The 16139-nt window shown below is 68.4% G+C and carries 20 protein-coding genes and 1 tRNA gene; 14 read left to right on the top strand and 7 right to left on the bottom strand.

Features of this window, described 5'->3' with window-relative positions; genetic code table 11:
- The 3 genes from AB0J71_RS27005 to AB0J71_RS26995 form a co-directional block, all read right to left on the bottom strand.
- The coding region (locus tag AB0J71_RS27005; RefSeq protein WP_364416603.1) for a heavy metal translocating P-type ATPase at positions 1 to 1879 on the bottom strand (1879 nt) is incomplete at its 3' end.
- Between the two features lie 52 nt (positions 1880 to 1931).
- On the bottom strand, positions 1932 to 2915 hold the full coding sequence (locus AB0J71_RS27000) for a hypothetical protein (protein WP_364416601.1): 984 nt from the start codon (positions 2913 to 2915) through the stop codon (positions 1932 to 1934).
- Entirely contained in the window at positions 2912 to 3124 is a 213-nt protein-coding gene (locus AB0J71_RS26995; protein ID WP_352323852.1) for a heavy-metal-associated domain-containing protein, read from the bottom strand. Before AB0J71_RS26995 ends, AB0J71_RS27000 begins: the two co-directional genes overlap by 4 nt.
- A 607-nt stretch (positions 3125 to 3731) precedes the next feature.
- On the opposite strand from AB0J71_RS26995, the gene AB0J71_RS26990 reads away from it, so the two are divergent.
- The 3 genes from AB0J71_RS26990 (at position 3732) to AB0J71_RS26980 (ending at position 4686) form a co-directional block, all read left to right on the top strand.
- Positions 3732 to 3851: a DLW-39 family protein gene (locus tag AB0J71_RS26990; protein WP_013130296.1), complete on the top strand. Its 120-nt coding sequence runs from the start codon at positions 3732 to 3734 to the stop codon at positions 3849 to 3851.
- A gap of 15 nt (positions 3852 to 3866) precedes the next feature.
- Positions 3867 to 4595 (top strand): HAD-IA family hydrolase, encoded by a 729-nt coding sequence (locus AB0J71_RS26985; RefSeq protein ID WP_352323851.1) that lies wholly within the window; start codon positions 3867 to 3869, stop codon positions 4593 to 4595.
- Positions 4596 to 4610: 15 nt separating this feature from the next.
- Positions 4611 to 4686 (top strand) — tRNA-Ala (locus AB0J71_RS26980).
- A 302-nt stretch (positions 4687 to 4988) separates the two neighbouring features.
- On the opposite strand, the gene AB0J71_RS26975 is transcribed toward AB0J71_RS26980, so the two are convergent.
- Positions 4989 to 5717, bottom strand: coding sequence for a peptidase E (locus AB0J71_RS26975; protein WP_364416599.1), 729 nt, complete (start codon positions 5715 to 5717; stop codon positions 4989 to 4991).
- Between the two features lie 370 nt (positions 5718 to 6087).
- Here AB0J71_RS26975 and AB0J71_RS26970 point away from each other — a divergent pair, with 370 nt between their 5' ends.
- From AB0J71_RS26970 to AB0J71_RS26935, 8 genes are all read left to right on the top strand, one after another.
- Positions 6088 to 6534 carry an NUDIX domain-containing protein gene (locus tag AB0J71_RS26970; RefSeq protein WP_352323849.1) on the top strand — a complete coding sequence of 149 codons (447 nt, stop codon included), beginning with the start codon at positions 6088 to 6090 and terminating at the stop codon, positions 6532 to 6534.
- Positions 6535 to 6605: 71 nt separating this feature from the next.
- Entirely contained in the window at positions 6606 to 7019 is a 414-nt protein-coding gene (locus AB0J71_RS26965) for a hypothetical protein (protein WP_364416597.1), read from the top strand.
- A gap of 491 nt (positions 7020 to 7510) precedes the next feature.
- Entirely contained in the window at positions 7511 to 8011 is a 501-nt protein-coding gene (locus AB0J71_RS26960) for a SigE family RNA polymerase sigma factor (RefSeq protein WP_352323847.1), read from the top strand.
- Complete coding sequence (locus tag AB0J71_RS26955) at positions 8008 to 8808, top strand: hypothetical protein (RefSeq protein WP_352323846.1); 801 nt, start codon at positions 8008 to 8010, stop codon at positions 8806 to 8808. The genes AB0J71_RS26960 and AB0J71_RS26955 overlap by 4 nt, the downstream gene beginning before the upstream one ends.
- A gap of 133 nt (positions 8809 to 8941) precedes the next feature.
- Entirely contained in the window at positions 8942 to 9502 is a 561-nt protein-coding gene (locus AB0J71_RS26950; protein ID WP_364416595.1) for a GrpB family protein, read from the top strand.
- Positions 9503 to 9750: 248 nt separating this feature from the next.
- Positions 9751 to 9873, top strand: a complete 123-nt coding sequence (locus AB0J71_RS26945) for a hypothetical protein (RefSeq protein ID WP_352323844.1) — start codon at positions 9751 to 9753, stop codon at positions 9871 to 9873.
- A gap of 192 nt (positions 9874 to 10065) precedes the next feature.
- Positions 10066 to 10395 carry a hypothetical protein gene (locus AB0J71_RS26940; protein ID WP_352323842.1) on the top strand — a complete coding sequence of 110 codons (330 nt, stop codon included), beginning with the start codon at positions 10066 to 10068 and terminating at the stop codon, positions 10393 to 10395.
- Between the two features lie 309 nt (positions 10396 to 10704).
- The gene (locus AB0J71_RS26935; protein ID WP_364416593.1) at positions 10705 to 11280 is read left to right on the top strand and encodes a hypothetical protein; all 576 of its coding nucleotides are present in this window, start codon (positions 10705 to 10707) and stop codon (positions 11278 to 11280) included.
- 60 nt (positions 11281 to 11340) lie between these two features.
- Here AB0J71_RS26935 and trpS read toward each other — a convergent pair whose 3' ends face one another.
- On the bottom strand, positions 11341 to 12321 hold the full coding sequence (gene trpS, locus AB0J71_RS26930; protein WP_364416591.1) for a tryptophan--tRNA ligase: 981 nt from the start codon (positions 12319 to 12321) through the stop codon (positions 11341 to 11343).
- A gap of 262 nt (positions 12322 to 12583) precedes the next feature.
- On the opposite strand from trpS, the gene AB0J71_RS26925 reads away from it, so the two are divergent.
- The 3 genes from AB0J71_RS26925 to AB0J71_RS26915 all read left to right on the top strand — a co-directional run bounded on the left by AB0J71_RS26925 (position 12584) and on the right by AB0J71_RS26915 (position 14694).
- Complete coding sequence (locus AB0J71_RS26925) at positions 12584 to 13078, top strand: hypothetical protein (RefSeq protein ID WP_364416589.1); 495 nt, start codon at positions 12584 to 12586, stop codon at positions 13076 to 13078.
- Complete coding sequence (locus tag AB0J71_RS26920) at positions 13075 to 13968, top strand: permease-like cell division protein FtsX (RefSeq protein ID WP_364416587.1); 894 nt, start codon at positions 13075 to 13077, stop codon at positions 13966 to 13968. The genes AB0J71_RS26925 and AB0J71_RS26920 overlap by 4 nt, the downstream gene beginning before the upstream one ends.
- Positions 13969 to 14040: 72 nt before the next feature.
- The gene (locus AB0J71_RS26915) at positions 14041 to 14694 is read left to right on the top strand and encodes a methyltransferase domain-containing protein (protein WP_364416585.1); all 654 of its coding nucleotides are present in this window, start codon (positions 14041 to 14043) and stop codon (positions 14692 to 14694) included.
- Here AB0J71_RS26915 and AB0J71_RS26910 read toward each other — a convergent pair.
- Positions 14662 to 15477 carry an AraC family transcriptional regulator gene (locus AB0J71_RS26910; RefSeq protein ID WP_364416583.1) on the bottom strand — a complete coding sequence of 272 codons (816 nt, stop codon included), beginning with the start codon at positions 15475 to 15477 and terminating at the stop codon, positions 14662 to 14664. The genes AB0J71_RS26915 and AB0J71_RS26910 overlap by 33 nt on opposite strands.
- A 68-nt stretch (positions 15478 to 15545) precedes the next feature.
- Positions 15546 to 16133 carry a hypothetical protein gene (locus AB0J71_RS26905; RefSeq protein ID WP_352323834.1) on the bottom strand — a complete coding sequence of 196 codons (588 nt, stop codon included), beginning with the start codon at positions 16131 to 16133 and terminating at the stop codon, positions 15546 to 15548.
- Positions 16134 to 16139: the final 6 nt, after the last annotated feature.

Here is a 16139-nt window from a genome sequence, read left to right as displayed (position 1 = left end):
TGGCCACGACCTTGCCCTCGCCCTGGAGCTCCTTGACGACGTCGACCTTGTCGGCGGGCAGCACCTCGGCGATCACCTCGTCGATGCCGACCTCGTCCGCGACCTGCCGGGCGACGGCCTCGTTGTCGCCGGTCAGCAGCACCGGGGTGAGGCCCAGCGCGCGCAGCCTGGCGATGGCCTCCGCACTGGTCTCCTTGACCACGTCGGACACCACCAGCAGCGCCCTGGCCTTGCCGTCCCAGCCGGCCGCGACCACCGTACGGCCCTTGGCCTGCTCCTCCTCAAGGGTGGCTGCCAGGTCGGCGGGCAGGTGCTGCGACCACTCGGCCAGCAGCCTCGGCCGGCCGACCAGGACCGCGTGCCCGTCCACGATGCCCTGCACGCCGAGGCCCTCGACGTTGGCGAAGTCCTCGACGGTCGCGTCGGACTTCGCCTCCCTGGCGATGGCCTGGGCGATCGGGTGCTCGGAGGCGTGCTCCAGAGCGCCCGCCAGCCGCAGCACCTCCTCGCGGCTCTCGCCCTCGGCCAGGTGCACGCCGACCAGCGTCATCCTGCCCTCGGTGACCGTGCCGGTCTTGTCCAGGACGATGGTGTCGATGCGGCGGGTGGACTCCAGCACCTCCGGCCCCTTGATCAGGATGCCGAGCTGCGCGCCCCTGCCGGTGCCGACCAGCAGCGCCGTGGGCGTGGCCAGGCCGAGCGCGCACGGGCAGGCGATGATCAGCACGGCCACCGCGGCGGTGAACGCCGCCCCCGCGCCATTGCCGGTGCCGAGCCAGAAGCCCAGCGTGCCCAGGGCCAGCGCGATCACGATCGGCACGAAGATGCCCGACACGCGGTCGGCCAGCCGCTGCACCTCGGCCTTGCCCGTCTGGGCGTCCTCGACCAGCTTGGCCATCTGGGCGAGCTGCGTGTCGGCCCCGACCCGGGTGGCCCGCACCACCAGCCGGCCGCCCGCGTTCACCGTCGCCCCGGTGACGGCGTCGCCCGGACGCACCTCGACGGGCACCGACTCGCCGGTCAGCATCGAGGCGTCGACCGCGGAGGTGCCCTCCTCGATCACGCCGTCCGTGGCGATCTTCTCACCCGGCCGCACGACGAACGTGTCGCCCGCCTTGAGCTGCTCGACCGGCACCCGCCGCCCGTCGGCCAGCTCGACGTCCTTGGCGCCCAGCTCCATCAGGGCCCGCAGCGCGGCCCCCGCCCGCCGCTTGGAACGCGACTCGAAGTAGCGTCCGGCCAGGATGAACGCGGTCACCCCCGCCGCGGCCTCCAGGTAGATGTTGCCTGAGCCGTCGGTGCGCTCGATGGTCAGCTCGAACGGGTGCGTCATGCCCGGCGTGCCCGCCGTGCCGAAGAACAGCGCCCACAGCGACCAGCCGAGCGCGGCCAGCGTGCCGATGGAGATCAGCGTGTCCATGGTGGCGGCGCCGTGGCGCAGGTTCGTCCAGGCGGCCTTGTGGAACGGCCAGCCCGCGTAGACCACGACCGGCGCGGCCAGCACCAGCGACAACCACTGCCAGTTCGTGAACTGCAGCGCCGGGACCATCGCCATCGCGATCACCGGCACGCTCAGCGTGACGGCGGCGATCAGCCGGTCGCGCAGCGGACGCAACTCGTCGGCGGGCTCGGCCTGCTCCTCCTGCTCTTTGGGGGCCGGGAGCGCGGCGGTGTACCCGGCCTTCTCCACCTCGCTGATCAGCGCCTGGGGGTCGAGCCCGTCGGGAAAGGTGACCTTCGCCTTCTCCGTCGCGTAGTTGACCGTCGCGGTCACGCCCTCAAGCTTGTTCAGCTTGCGCTCGATGCGATTGGCGCAGGACGCGCACGTCATTCCGCCGATCGCGAGTTCGACGGCCTTTTCCTCGGTGAGGGAAGACATCACCTCTCCTTTCCCGGTCTCAGAGTCTTTTCAGTGTGTTTTCAGTGTGTTTTCAGTGGCCGTGGGGGGCCGACGGTTCCGCAGCGGTCGCGTCGCCCTGCGTGGCGCGCACAGTGAAGTCCGCGGTACGAACCTCGTCCCCGTGCTTGAAGTCGAGGAACAGCCGGTAGTCGCCAATGCTCGGCACCTCGGCGTAGAAGGTGATCTGCGGACCGGCCTTCTCGCCCTGCTCGGGGTGCACGTGCAGGTAGGCCAGGTCACCGGCGCGAAGGGCGACCAGATGGCCGTACGCGCCCAGGTAGGGCTGCAGGTCGGTGACCGGCTCGCCGTTCTTGCTGACCGAGAGGGTGAGCTTGCTCGCCCGCCCGGGGACCAGGTCTCCGTCGAGGCTCACAGTGTAGTCGCCGACCTTCGAGGAGCGGCTCGCCTCGGGCAGCGGCTTCGGCCGGTAGTCGCCGGCGGCCTGCAGGTCGGCGCCGAGCGTCAGCTTCTCGCCGCCGATCGGGGCGAAGTCGGCGAAAGCCCGGTACGCCCCCGCTGCCGGCAGCGTCAGCCCGACCGACCAGATGCCGTCGGGCGTCATCTCCGGATGCAGGTGGAGGAAGGTCGCCAGGTCGCGGGAGACCACGATGAAGTGCAGCTTCTTGTCGTGCTCCACTTGGTATTCGGTCACCGGGCGGCCGTCCGGGCCGGTCACCGCGAAGCGGAAGTCGGTGGCCTTGCCGGTCTCGATCGGGGTCAGCGGGTTGAGGGTGTATCCGTTCTGCGACATTTGCAGCCCCCCGGGGGTGTCACCGGACGCCTGCTCCGGCGTCCCGTGCTCCTGGCTCTTCTCGCTCTTCTGGCCCTCGTGGCCTTCTGGGCCCTCTTGGCCCTGTTGGCCCTCCTGGGCCTGCTGGGCCTTCGTCATGGCGGCGTGGCTCTGTGTCGGCGCGGGCCCGGCCACCGGGCCGACCGCCCGGCCCACGCCCAGGGCCCCGCCGAAGACGACGGCGAGCCCCAGGGCGTAGGCGCCGAGTTTGGCGGCAGTGTTCATGACTGTCCGACCAGCTCGTAGCCGGCTTCCTCGACCGCGGAGGCGATCTGGGACTCCTCGACCTGGCTCTCGCTGGTCACGGTGAGCCGGCCGCTGGCCAGGTCGACCTCGACGCCGGTGACGCCGGCCACGCCGCCGACCTCCTCCTTCACCGAGCTCACGCAGTGGCCGCAGGTCATGCCCTTGACGGTGTAGGTGGCGGTGCTCATTACGGTCTCCTCAACATAGTTCCGGTTCCTGCCGAATACTCTAACACGGTACCCCCCCAGGGTATTCCCGAGGGCGTGAGATTCAGCTCACGGTTCCGCGTACGGACGGCCCGCGCCTCGACGCGCCGCATCCCTGACGGCCACCACCGCGTTGCCCGGGAAGGCGGCCCGAAAACCGTCAGAGGACCAGCCTCCACCGGACGCCACCTGGCCATGCCTTGCGAGAATGCACGCCGGAGACCTGCCGGTCGCGCGTCGACCAGGCCGGCAATGCGATGTCCATGACGGACACGTCCCTGATCGCCATGAACTGGGCGGCGGTGGGCATGTAACATACCTGTGGGGGTATACCGCGCGCGCGGGACGTCCGGATATTTGGCATGATCGGGATGTTGTCCGAAGTGATTGGCAGGTGTGCCCAGGACGGGATGGAGACAGGCCGGGGTCGAAGGGGTGATCCAGGCCCAGCTGAGGGCTCGTTCTACGCACAAGCCGCACATCAGGTTCGTGCGCAACACAAGGAGCGCAGCCATCCCTTGCTAGGCTGCATGTCAACCGTTGGGTCTCACCCCGGCAGGTGAGACCGTCGAAGAAGTGGGGTCACACCGTGAAGAAGCTGCTCGTTCTGGCGCTGGTCGCCCTTGGGGGATTGCTGATCTGGCGTAAGGTGCAGGCTGACCGCGCCGAGCTCGATCTCTGGACCGAGGCGACCGGCAGCGAGAACTAACCGACCGGCGAGGCGATGAGTGACGTCGTCCCCATCGAGCTGGCGTGCCTGGACCTGGCAGGCACCACAGTCGGTGACATCGCCATGGTCGAGCGCGCCTTCGCCGAGGCGATCGCCACCCAGGGCATAGTGCCCGGGACCGGAGCGTACGCGCGTGCCATGGTTCACGTGCACCGGTCCCGGGGCTGTCCCAAGATCGATGTCTTCCGTGGCATCTTCCCCGGCAACGAGGCCCAGGCCCAGGCGGCGAACCTGACGTTCGAGCGCTCCTACGAGGGTGCGCTGGAACGTGCCGGGCTGGAGCCCGTGCCCGGCGTCCTGGAGGTGCTCGACAAACTCCGCGGCACCGGGGTCAAGCTCGCCCTGATCACCGGGTTCAGCCGTACGACGCTCAGCCGCGTGCTCGGCGTCCTCGGCTGGCACGACAAGATCGACCTGGCCATCTCCCCGGAGGACGCGGGCGGCCGCGGCCGTCCCTGGCCGGACATGGTCCTGCACGCCGTGCTCCGACTCGGCGTGACGGACGTACGGCACGTGGCGGTCGTCGGCGACTCGGAGAGCGACATGCTCTGCGGACGCCGGGCCGGAGCCTCCGTGGTGGCGGGGGTGATGACCGGCGTGCACAGCAGGGAACGGTTGCTCAAGGGCGGCGCCACGCACATCCTGGACTCCCTCGCGGACTTCCCGGACCTGGTGCTGAGCGACGACCTCGGGACGACGCGGGTGGCTTCCCCGGCCCGGTAAGCTATCTTCGTCGAAGGGGCCTTAGCTCAGTTGGCAGAGCGCCTGCTTTGCAAGCAGGATGTCAGGAGTTCGAATCTCCTAGGCTCCACCAGGGAAAACACCCCGCCACTGATCTTGTGACGGGGTGTTCAGGCCATTAACGGGCCATTAGCCGCTAGGGCGGCGATCCCTCATATCCACCTCCACTCGCGCGCTGAGAGCGTCGGCGATCCGTTGGTCGGCGTCCTTGGTCGCGTGCTGGTAGATGAGCGCGGCTCGATCGCTGTCGTGGCCCATCCGCGCTTTGAGGTCAGCCAGGCTCGCCCCTGACTGTGCGGCCAGCGTGTTGCCTGTGTGGGGAAGATCGTGGAAGTGCAGGTCCAGCCGCCGCGCGGCAAGCTCAAGCACAACGTTTCAAGGCACCCAGCAGCGAGCCGGAAGCGCCTTCTCTCTGTACCCGCCATCGCCGTCTGGCTCGACGAACCATGCGTTCCGGTCGGGAAGGACGCTCACGACCTCGTGCAGCTCGGTGCCCACGTAGCGGAGGGCGACACCGTCTTCCGTGGCGTATCCCGCTGGCAGCGTCCCGTTGCCCACAGCTGCGCGGAACCGAGCCCGCCGGGGCTGATCGCCCAAGTCGTCATGGACGCCATTGCTGAACGGCAGGAATCCCAAGCCGTCTTTGAGAGCATCGAGATCATCGCCAAAGGAGTCGGTCACACCGCCCATGTGCCAGCACAGGCTGCCCGCGCTCTGACCTGCCAGCACGACGCCCTTCTCCCAGCACTCCCGCAGGATTTCATCAAGGTGGTGCGCCCGCCACACCGCCAGCAGATTCACCACGCTCCCGCCGGACACGAAGATCACATCCTGGGCGAGGAGATGCGCCCGCACGTCGCTCACATTCGGCTGCGTGAACAACTGGAGATGGGACAAGTCCGTGTCGCCGAACGACGCAGCCCTCGCGCACCAGCCGTCGATGAATTCCCGCGAGTCACCGACCGCCGTCGCGATGAGGCACATCCGCGGCTTACGCATACCAGCTAACTGCCTCGCCTGCCATATCTGAACGCCGACGTGCCGAAACCCGTCAGGCGGATACAGCACCCCGGAACAGGCCAGGATCTGCGACTCTCTGATCATGAACACGCATCTTCCACCTGGGACGGGTTGCACGCAATGAGCCCTTCGTAGCCCTCACCCGTTTCATGCCGCCGGCGGGGGCCTCAGTTCCGGGATGAGCGCATGAGCACGAGCAGATGTCCGTAGCTGGTTGAGGTGGAAGCCTGACCATCCCGCCCACCGCCGACCCGGGACAAGCCGAGCAGACCAAGGCCATCTCCCCATCCGGCTCCTGATGGCGAGCTTGAGCGAGTCTTCCTACCCTGGATCACTGAGCGGCGTGGCTCACCTTCAATCAGGCAAAGCGACACCATGCGAGCGCATGCGTTTCGGGGGCACAGCGACGAAAATGGATTGCTGCCAGCGAGGCGCGATGTGTCACCATTTCCAGATGGCGGACAATCTTGATGCGATTCAGCGGGTCGGAGCCTACGCGATATGCATCGACGAAGAAGCCATACTTCTGTCCCGGTTCGCAGAACCGGACTGTCGCTGGGGTCCGCCGGGTGGTGGCGTGGAGCACGGCGAGCATCCCGCTGATGCGGTTGTTCGGGAAGTGCATGAGGAGACTGGATACCGGGTGAAAGTCGTCCGGCTGCTCGGAGTTCACTCCAACGTATGGCGCAGCCCGGAAGCTGAAATCCACGCGACGAATCTGTTGTACGAAGTGGCCGTGGTAGGAGGGTTCCTTCGAAACGAGATTGGTGGCAGCTCTGACCAGGCGGCGTGGGTCTCGGTGGCAGAGCTGCCGGAGCGACGCCGTACGGAACTTCTCGAGGTTGGTCTTGATCTGTTCCGGCTTTCCCCACCGGATGGCCGCAGTGATGTGACTGCGTAACGGCTTTTCGGACGCCTACGGTTAGCTAGATGAATAAGCATCGCTTTTCCGTGTCTTGAAGGGAGGGGGTAGTGGACGAGGGTGAGAGTCTGCGACGTTACGGGATTCGACCGTCTGGCGATGATCTGAACGAGATTCGAGAGACGTTGAGAACCCAAGCGGTGTTGGAGCGAAGCGCGCAGGGTGAAGGCGATACCGAGTTGATGAAGCTGTGCTGTGTGCAGCTGTTCAACGCCGGCTATCTGGACGATGTGCTGACGATCTGGGATGCCAAGCGGTCGAGCTGGGATGCCGGTGCTTCCATCGACGTTCAGTTGCTCTGCGGCGCCGGACTTGAGGGAACCAAGGCGCACCTCGCCGCGATGAACTCACCCGAGGCGTTGGTGGCGTTGGACTACCTTCTGTCGTGTGAGGGAGCCGGCGACTTCGAGGGCTTCTCTCCCGAGTCCAGGTCGCATTGGTACGCGGAGTACTACGCGGATTGAGCAACGACCACTCGTGCCTTCCTGAGCCACGTTATCCGTACATGAGCGACCGTCGCTTGGTGACGCACTACCGTCGAACAGGTCCCTGGCCTCCCAGAGGGGCCAGGCCGGGTCTCTTCCGGGCTGATCCGCAGGGTCCCAGGTCGCACTGGCGGCGCTGAGGGTGGTGACGGTCTCCGGTGCTGTCCGGCGTCCTCGGCGCTGTGCCGATCGCCTACGGCAGGCCGTACCCATGCGGGGAAGCGCGGCGCGATGCCGGAGACCTTTCGGCGAGAACACCGTCGCGTGCCCGATGGGACGGGAAGGGAGAGGGGACAGGGGACAGGGGACAGGGGAGACGCGATCAGGGTTTTCGCAGGACGTCGGCGCCACTGGCTGTTGATGATCTCCGCCTGCCGGGCCTCGGCGAGAGCGCTCAGCGCGGTGCCTGTCATCCGTACGGGCCCTCCGGGTTGTAGTCATCGCCGGAGACGACGAGACGGAGATGACTGATGGACGACGGGTTCGCCAAGTACGTGGCGCATCGCCATCTGCGGCTGTGCCGGATGGCGTACCTCCTCACCCGGGACTGGGGCACCGCCGAGGACCTGGTGCAGACGGCGTTGGCCAAGGCGTGGGTGGCCTGGCGGCGGATCGAGGGCAACCCCGATCCGTACGTCTATCGCATCATCGTCAACACCCACGCCACCTGGTGGCGCCGGCTGTGGCGCGGCGAGGTGCCGGTCGAGACCCTGCCCGAGACGGCCGACCCGCAGGACCACGCGACCGCCGTGGGGGACCAGGCGGCGCTGTGGAAGGCCATCGCCGCCCTGTCGCCCCGCCAGCGGGCGGTGATCGTCCTGCACTATTTCGAGGGACGCACGCTCACCCAGATCGCCGACATCATCGGCTGCTCGCTGGGCGCGGTCAAGAGTCAGCTCGGCAGGGCCCTGACCCGTCTGCGCGTCGATCCCGACATCCGCACCATGAACCTGGAGGAGCTCCAGCGATGAGGCACACGGAGAGCAACCTGCGCACGCTCCTGGACACGTACGCTCACGACGCGACCGGTAGGGAACCGGTCCCGCACCTTGACGCGATCGTCCGCCGAGGCCGCCGGATGCGGTGGGCACGACGTTCGCTGAACGTCGGTGCGGCGCTGGCAGTCGCCGCCACCGCCGCCGTGATGCTGACGAGCCCCGACCGTAGCGACCAGGCCGCGGTCGCCCAGCCGCCCAGCTCGGCGCGGATCCAGACGCCCCCGCAGCCGCCCGAGACGTTCCCCGTGGTGCTGGGAGCCGAAAGGTTCACCCTTCCCCTCGTCCACTCCGAGCGCTTCGGCACGACAGGGGTCCGCCAGGCCGTGACGTTCACGCCCACGAGCGTCTCCACCGGTTACAAGGTGGTCTGTGCTGATCCCCGGGCCTGGGTCGTCGTCTCCGTCCTGCTCAAGAGCGGTGAAGCGGGCGGCACGTCCGGGCGGTGCGGAGCCGGGGTCGGCGGCCACCACGACCGGCTGTCGGCACCGGCCAGATGGCTCAAGAACCGGCAGGCGATCCAGGTATGGGTCTTCCCGTCGGACGCCCCCGTCGTCAAGGTCGTCCAAGCACTCGGCCGCTGCGAGCCGTTCCCGAAGGGGGCGACGTGCGACGAGCGGGCGGCCGGCGTCGCGCTGTCTCGCCCGGACGTGCTCGAACGTCTCTCCGCGGAGGTCGGCGAGCAGCCCGGCGAGTGGGCGATCGGCGTCTACGATCGCCCGACCGCAGGCCCCACCGCGACGTCCGATCCCACCGCCGGTCCCGGACGGTGAGCGGGATCCGGCGCGGCCGGTCGGCGTCCGTGCTCAGCTGATCGCCGCGTTCGGTGAGGTGAGTACGCGCTGACGGCGGCCGAACTTCCCGCGCGCCACTCACGAATCCTGGCCTGCCCACTAGGCTCCGGATGTGATCGAGGTAGTCGACTACGACCCCACCTGGCCGGATAGGTTCGAGGCGCTGCGCAGGGAGTACGCCGAGGCATTGGCAGCCGCCGAAGTCGCAGTGATTTCCATCGAACATGTCGGCAGCACGTCAGTCCCCGGGCTGGCAGCCAAGCCGATCATCGACTGCGACATCGTGGTGGCGGAGCAAGATGTCGCAGCCGCCACGGACGTCCTGATCGGCCTGGGATTCTCGCCGCGCGGCGAGCTGGGGATCCCTCAGAGATGGGCCTTCAGGGAACCCGCACGACTCGCCGGGACCCATGCCTACGTCATTGTTGAGGGGTCGCTGTCCCTCCGCAATCACCTCGCGGTCAGGGACATCCTGCGAACCAACGCGAGACTTCGCGACGAGTACGCCATGGTGAAGAAGCGCCTTGCCGGCAACGCCGCCGACATCGACGACTACGGCCGAGGGAAGAACGCGACGGTGCAGGCCATCCTCGCGGCGGCCGGCCTGACTGACGCTGAACGAGCCTCGATAAACGACAACCAGGTGCCGTCCCACGACGAGATTCCGAGATGACCGTGTATGCACGGCTTCCCCTGGGCACTGCCGAGGCATTCGCCGACCGCCTCCGCTCATCTGGCTCCCCGGCAGACCACGCGTCCACGAATTAGCGCAGCGCATTTGCTGCCTGTGCTGCTACGAACTCTTCTGCGATGCTTTGCCGTGTGAATGAATCGGATGATGCCACCCCTCAAACAGACGCAGCGAGTGACGCCCTGACCGTGAGGTCCCTGGGGAACGCTGCTTTCATACTTGCAGCGGTCGTGACCGCTTTCGGGCTCATTCTCCAGCACGAGCTCTCCACCAATGCTCTCCTCGGGACGCTCATTTTCGCCGGGATCGGTGTCGGGCTCCGCATTGAAGCCGCGATTCGCCTGCGCGATTGATGGGCTGGCCCGCTCCAACTGCCCGTAGGCGTCGCATGGGGAACAGGTCACCGATAACGGTCGATCGTGGTCAGCCGGGCGTCGTAGGCCATGATGCCCCTGGTGGGTCACCAAAGAGCAGAGGGCGTTTCGATGGCTGTGTGCAGGGCGGATCCGCCTTCTCGGCGTGAGGGACGAGCGACGAGCGGGCTTTTGGGCTCCGCCCTGGTCAACCTCGCGCTCGGCGTGCCCGCGACCCTGCCGCTCGCTCTGGCGCACTGGCTGCTGACCGAGTACCTGCCGATGGACTGCGGGAGCACGGAAGACCTCGCCAAACCCGTCCTCGTCAACTGCAACTACACGACGCTCGATCACGCGAGCATCGTCATGTTCCTCCTGGCGGTTACCGGCGTCGTCATCCTGGCGTCGGTGGTGGTGGTCGACGTGATTCTCCCGGTCCGGCGCGGGCTGGGGCTTGCGGCACGGCTCGGCACGGCAGTGCTCATCCCGCTGCCGTTCGCGGTCTGCCTGGCGCTGCTCTGACGCCTGGACCAGGGGGTAGTCGGCGGAGGGGAAGGTGCTCAGCCAAGGTCAGCGGTGAGCGCGGCGAGTTCGCCGCAGGAGGTGACGCCCAGCTCCGGGTAGGCCTTGGCCAGGTGGTGATCCACCGTGCGGGGACTCAGGAAAGCTGGACGGCGATGTCCTTGTCGGACGACCTATGCGCGGCCAGTTGGACGATCTGCCGTTTCTGGCGAAAAGCATGTCCTGCCCTACTCGCATGCCGAGGCGCTACGGCTTCTTGAGGCCGATCGCGACGGGACCGTCGTCCGGACGGGTGAACACGTGGCCCAGATGTTCGTCCACGGCGGCAATGGGACGTACGAGCAGTGGTTCTTCTTCGACGATCGATGGGCCGGCGCCCACCCTGAGCTCGCCTCGTCGCTGATCTGGTTCGCCTACCACTGGGATCCGCTCTGCTCCGGTGACCACCTGTACCTCACTCCGTGCTCCGACAACCGGCTCCGGTACGTCGCCGTAGTGGGGGACGACGGCCAGACGCACGTACGAGAGGCGCAACCCCACGACGAGCCACGCGTGTGGGACCTTCGCCGCTGGTCCTACGAGAAGCGGCCGCCGGGCGAGCCGGTGGCCGGAGAAGTGCTCGGCACGGTGGAGATCCAGTTGCAGCAGCCGTCACCGGACACGTGCGAGCTCACCGAGTTCACGATCACCCGCACCCGCCATGGGCAGGCGGTCAGCGGCCTGCTCGGCCGGCGCGTCCGTCAGGATCTGCAAGAGGCCGGTATCAGCCGCACCACCGGTTGGCTTCCCCGGAACGTCCTGTATCCGCATGGTCGCCGATTTCTGCGGGTGCTCGGCCGGATGCGTGAGGGCTCTGACGGGGCCCAGGTCCTGATCGGCGGGTGACGTGGGCCCGCCTCCGGTGCGGGGCCGGAGGCGGGTGTGGTGCGGGTGGGGGAGTCGCAGTCAGGCGGGGAGCAGGCCGATGGCTGCCTTGGTCTGGCGGATCTTGGCGCCGGCCAGGTCGCGGGCTCGTTCGGCGCCGGACCGCAGAGCCTTCTGGACGTGGCCGGGGTCTTCCGACAGGTGCAGGTAGCGGTCGCGGATGGGTGTCAGAGTGGCGACCACCGCGTCGGTCACCGCCGCCTTGAGCTCGCCGTAGCGGTCGAACCGGGACGCCAGGTCCTCGGGGGCCTCGCCGGTGCAGGCGGCCAGGATGGCCAGGAGGTTCGAGACGCCGGGTTTGCGGTCGGGATCGTAGGCGACCGTGTTGTCCGCGTCGGTGACCGCGCGCATCACCTTGCGCCGCAGCACGTCGGGCTCGTCGAGCAGGCGCAGGGTGCCGCCCGGCGTGGCGGCCGACTTGCTCATCTTGTCGGCGGGGGAGGTCAGGTCCATGAGACGGGCGGCCACCGGCGGGTTGACCGTCGTGGGCACGGTGAAGACGGGGGCGTACCGGGTGTTGAACCGCTGGGCGACGGTTCGGGCCAGCTCGACGTGCTGGCGCTGGTCCTCGCCGACGGGGACCTCGTCGGTGTCGTACAGCAGGATGTCGGCGGCCATGAGGATCGGGTACGTCAGCAGCGACATGCGGACCTGCTGCTGGCGGCCGGACTTCTCCTTGAACTGGATCATCCGCTGGGCCTCGCCGTAGCCCGTGGTGCATTCGAGCAGGTAGTGCAGTTCGGTGTGTTCCGGGACGTGCGACTGGACGAGGAACAGGCAGGACTCGGGGTCGGTGCCGGCGGCCAGCAGCAGGGTGGCGAATTCCAGGGTGCGCCGGCGCACCTGGGTCGGGTCGTGGTCCAGGGTGAGCGCGTGCAGGTCGGAGATGAAGACGACGGTGTCCGTGGTGGTCTGACCGGCGATGATCGGGGCGATGGCGCCGAAGTAGTTGCCGAGGTGCAGGTCGCCGGACGGCGTGAAACCCGTGAGACGTCGTGGCATCGGTGGAGCTCCCTCAGGTCGGGAGCCGCCCGTCGTCCTGGATCGGCCGAGGAATGAGGACACCGACGGGCCGCCCGGGACTGGGCGGCCGCTTTGTCAGGTCTGCGCGGATGAGCAGTGCCGCCCGGTCAGGGGCGCCACCAGCCGAGAAATGAGTGGATCATCCGCATGACGCATACCGTACCACCCGGTTTGCAGCGGGCGGGGCGCCGGTTGATGACTGTGGGAAACGTCTGGCGGTTGGGTGGGTTGGTCCGGGATCATGCTGCTCGTGGCGATGCTCCGGTTGTTGGCGACAGGTCTTCTTGCCGGTGCCGCGCTGTGCCTGGTCCTGTGGCCGCCGCTACGTGCGGACGATTTTCAGCATGCGCGGCTCTCGACGCTGATGGCCCTGGAGATAGGGCAGTTCGTCACCGTGCCGATCGCGCTGGTCGTGGGGCTCGTGCTCGCCGTGAAAGGGGTATGGGCGCGGACTCCTGGTTATCTGCTGGGAACGGTCACGACGCTTTTCGGGCTGCTGGTCGCCACTCAGGCATGGGCCATGGGCGAATGGGTCGAGACTGACCCGTCCGGGATAGGCGATCCGGACGGCGAAAGCGTCCTGGCGTTTTTGGGCCTCTTCTCCGGTGCGATGACGACGGTCGTCGGCCTGTGCATCTTGATGGTGCGATGGTCCGGCTACGAGTCCGCGACCGCGCCGGTACGTCAGCGACGCCCCCGCAGGGGGACTGATTCGTGGAAACAAGGAGTTCGGTGAAGCGCTGGTTCTCGCGGGTGGTGGTCGCGGCTGCCGTGGCATTGTCGGGAATGTCCGGGCAGGCCGCGTCGGCCGAAACAGGGCCCGGTCCCGCGGATGTCGCCGCCGTCGACGACGGGGAAATCGCGGTGTTCCTCTGTACGCCGTCCGCCCGCGGCTGCCACGAACGGCCCGTGACGGCGAAACAGCGGCGGGACGTCGAGGCTTTCCTGACATCCGCGCCCGGGGTGACCGAGGTGCGGTTCGTGAGCCGGGCGGCGGCGTACGGGGAGTTCCGCCGGGAGTTCGACGGCGAGACGAAGATGCTGGCCGAGGTACGGGCCAAGGACCTGCCGGAGTCGTTCTGGATACGGGTTTCCCAGACGGCCGACCGGGCTCGCATCGCGTCGGCGGCGGGTTTGCGCCCTGGCGTGGCGCGGGTCGTCGACCAGTTGGAGGTCCGTAGGGCCACCCGGTCGCGTTGGGAGGCGGAACTCTCCGTGTTCCTCTGCACGAGCGGTACCGTCATGTCCGGATGTCGGCACGGGCGGGGACCGGCGAACCGAAAGTCGGCCACCGCCAAGGAGAAGAAGGCGATCGTCGCCGTCATCGAGCGGATTCCCGGCCTCGAATCGTACGAATACGAGGACCAGCGGACGGCTTATCGCAACTTCGCCGAAGCGTACGCGGACAGGGAGGCGCTGATCGCGGCCACCAGGGTGTCGGACATGCCTGAGTCGTACCGGCTGTCGATTCGGTCGGACGTGAACCGCGGCCCCTGGCGCCGCCGGCTCGCGAGGATGCCGGGGGTCATGGAGGTGTTCGACTACGAGTGCTTCGTGCAAGAGGTACGGCTCAGGTCGGAGTACGGGCTGAAGAAGGTCGGAGCCCGAACCCGGGCATGCGAGTAGCGGCGGTCACGCAGGCGTCGTGCGAGCGTTTCGTTCAAGACCGGGATGCGGCGGGCGGCTGAGACTGCGTCCATGTCTGAACAGACCTTCACCCCCGCGCTCGGACGTCTGAAGTTCACCCGCCTGTACGACCCGGTGGTCGCGCTGACGCGGGAACGGCTGTGGCGCAGCCTGGTGGCCATGCACGTCGCCCCCAGGCCGGACGAGACGATCGTGGACGTCGGCTGCGGCACCGGTTCGCAGGCCATGCTGCTCCACCGCCTCGAACCGCGGGCCAGGATCGTCGGTGTCGACCCCGATCCGGAGACGCTGGCCCAGGCGCGGCGCAAGAGCAGGGCGAGCGGTACGGCCCCGGAATGGCGGCTCGGCATGGGGGACGCGCTGACCGGCCTGCTGGGGCCGGGTTCGGCCGACACGGCGGTGTCGAGCCTGGTCCTGCACCAGTGTCCGCTCGCGATGAAACGCGCGATCCTCGCCTCCATGCACGCCGTGCTGCGGCCGGGCGGCAAGCTGGTGATCGCCGACTACGGTTGGCAGCGGACGGCGTCGATGCGGCTGGCGTTCCGGGTGGTGCAACTGGCCGACGGGGTGCGGGACACGCAGCCCAACGCCGACGGCGTGCTGCCGGCGCTGATGACCGACGCGGGGTTCGCGGACGTCCGCGAGGCGGAGGTCGTGCGGACGGTGACCGGCTCAATCTCCGTCTACGTGGCCGCTCGCGGCTGACCGGCGCAGCAGCGGCAGCACGGTCGCCGGCGTGAGCCCCAGCATGTCGCGTAACTGCCGGTGGAAGTGGGCCTGGTCGGCGAAGCCGCCGTCGAGCGCGGCCTCGGCGATCGAACCGCCGCCGGCCAGGGCGCGGGCCGCGCGGGTGAGCCGCCGCCAGATGCGCCACCGGGCGAGCGGCATGCCGAGTTGCAGCCGGGCCAGGGTGCGAAGGCGCTGGGGGGAGAGCCCGGCCTGCGCGGCCGCGTCGGCGACCAGGAGGTTCCGCGACGTCAACGCCTCCATCGCCACCACCAGGCGCGGATCGAGCGCCCGGGACGGCCGAGGTTCCACGACCCGACGGAAGTCCTCCTCACGGAGGGCATGCAGATCGGCAGCCGCGGTGATCACCCCACCGCCGGGCGGCAGGCCGGAGCCGGTAGGGGAGCCGTCGTCGGGCGGCAGGCCGGAGCCGGTAGGGGAGCCGTCGTCGGGCGGCAGGCCGGAGCCGATGGGCGAGGTGTCGGGGATCCGGGTGCAGCGGTCGCGCAGGACGGACGCGTACGAGCACTGCGGCTCGACGAACCAGATGCGGACGTCCGGCGCCCCCGGCATGCGGTGCCGGACCATGGGCGGGATGATCAGCGCAGGCCCGCGATGACACGTCCCCCGCTCGTCGACGACCGCCACCTCGCCCTCCACGGCGGCCGTCACCTGGTAAGCGGCGTGACGATGGAGCGAGTTGTCCGCCGACGGCCCCTGGTACGACGCGTACCCCTCACCGATGAAGAACCGGCTCGCCACCCCTCACCCCCATCCCCGGACCACCGCCCATCGTGCCAGCCGCCACCCGGAAGCCGGGACGTGCGGGATCAGCTCCAGGTGGCGCGCTTGAGCACGCCGGCCAGCCCGTAGGTGTTCCAGGCGTCCACCACCAGGATCCTGGACTGCGGCAGGAACCACTCCTTCTCGTTCCACTTGCTGGTGGTGCGGCCGGTGTCGTTCGTCACGCAGCGGTTCGGCCACGTGGTGTACTTCGCCTGGTGTCCGGCGCCCACCGGCCGCAGCCCGCGGTAGGACGCCTTCTCGCCGGGATACCAGCTCAGGTTGGAGTTGAACGGGCACGGGATCACCCCGCTGAACGGATGGAACTGCTGCTTGCCCGTGTACGTCATGGAACCGCCGCCGACCGGCACGTTCGTGTAGTCCTTCGGCCCGAAGATCCAGAAGCTCTCGCAGTCGGGCGCGAACGGCTCCGGCTTCTTGCACAACAACCCGGTCACCACCACGACGTGGTCACCCGACCGGTGCACCTTCCAGTCGGCGGGGATCCGCAGCGTCATGCCGCGGAAGGAGAGCGTCTTCCCGGCGGCGGAGGCCGACGCGAGGGACGTGGTCGCGGGCAGCACGACGGCGGAGGCGGCGGTCAGGGCGGCGAGGAGGAGAGGGAGCTTTCGCATGGTTAG

Source organism: Nonomuraea sp. NPDC049637, from assembly GCF_040675235.1.
Lineage (GTDB): Bacteria > Actinomycetota > Actinomycetes > Streptosporangiales > Streptosporangiaceae > Nonomuraea.
Note: the sequence above shows the minus strand (reverse complement) of the source record. Positions and strands in the feature narration are given on the sequence as shown.

Bases quoted from the DNA above. Each gene is read 5' to 3' on its own strand.
- AB0J71_RS26970 (WP_352323849.1), top strand. From the start codon at position 6,088: ATGGCGGACAATCTTGATGCGATTCAGCGGGTCGGAGCCTACGCGATA.
- trpS (WP_364416591.1), bottom strand. From the start codon at position 12,321: ATGCCACGACGTCTCACGGGTTTCACGCCGTCCGGCGACCTGCACCTC.
- AB0J71_RS26935 (WP_364416593.1), top strand. From the start codon at position 10,705: ATGTTCGTCCACGGCGGCAATGGGACGTACGAGCAGTGGTTCTTCTTC.
- AB0J71_RS26960 (WP_352323847.1), top strand. From the start codon at position 7,511: ATGGACGACGGGTTCGCCAAGTACGTGGCGCATCGCCATCTGCGGCTG.
- AB0J71_RS26975 (WP_364416599.1), bottom strand. From the start codon at position 5,717: ATGATCAGAGAGTCGCAGATCCTGGCCTGTTCCGGGGTGCTGTATCCG.
- AB0J71_RS26915 (WP_364416585.1), top strand. From the start codon at position 14,041: ATGTCTGAACAGACCTTCACCCCCGCGCTCGGACGTCTGAAGTTCACC.
- AB0J71_RS26925 (WP_364416589.1), top strand. From the start codon at position 12,584: ATGCTGCTCGTGGCGATGCTCCGGTTGTTGGCGACAGGTCTTCTTGCC.
- AB0J71_RS26955 (WP_352323846.1), top strand. From the start codon at position 8,008: ATGAGGCACACGGAGAGCAACCTGCGCACGCTCCTGGACACGTACGCT.
- AB0J71_RS26985 (WP_352323851.1), top strand. From the start codon at position 3,867: ATGAGTGACGTCGTCCCCATCGAGCTGGCGTGCCTGGACCTGGCAGGC.
- AB0J71_RS26905 (WP_352323834.1), bottom strand. From the start codon at position 16,133: ATGCGAAAGCTCCCTCTCCTCCTCGCCGCCCTGACCGCCGCCTCCGCC.
- AB0J71_RS26995 (WP_352323852.1), bottom strand. From the start codon at position 3,124: ATGAGCACCGCCACCTACACCGTCAAGGGCATGACCTGCGGCCACTGC.
- AB0J71_RS27000 (WP_364416601.1), bottom strand. From the start codon at position 2,915: ATGAACACTGCCGCCAAACTCGGCGCCTACGCCCTGGGGCTCGCCGTC.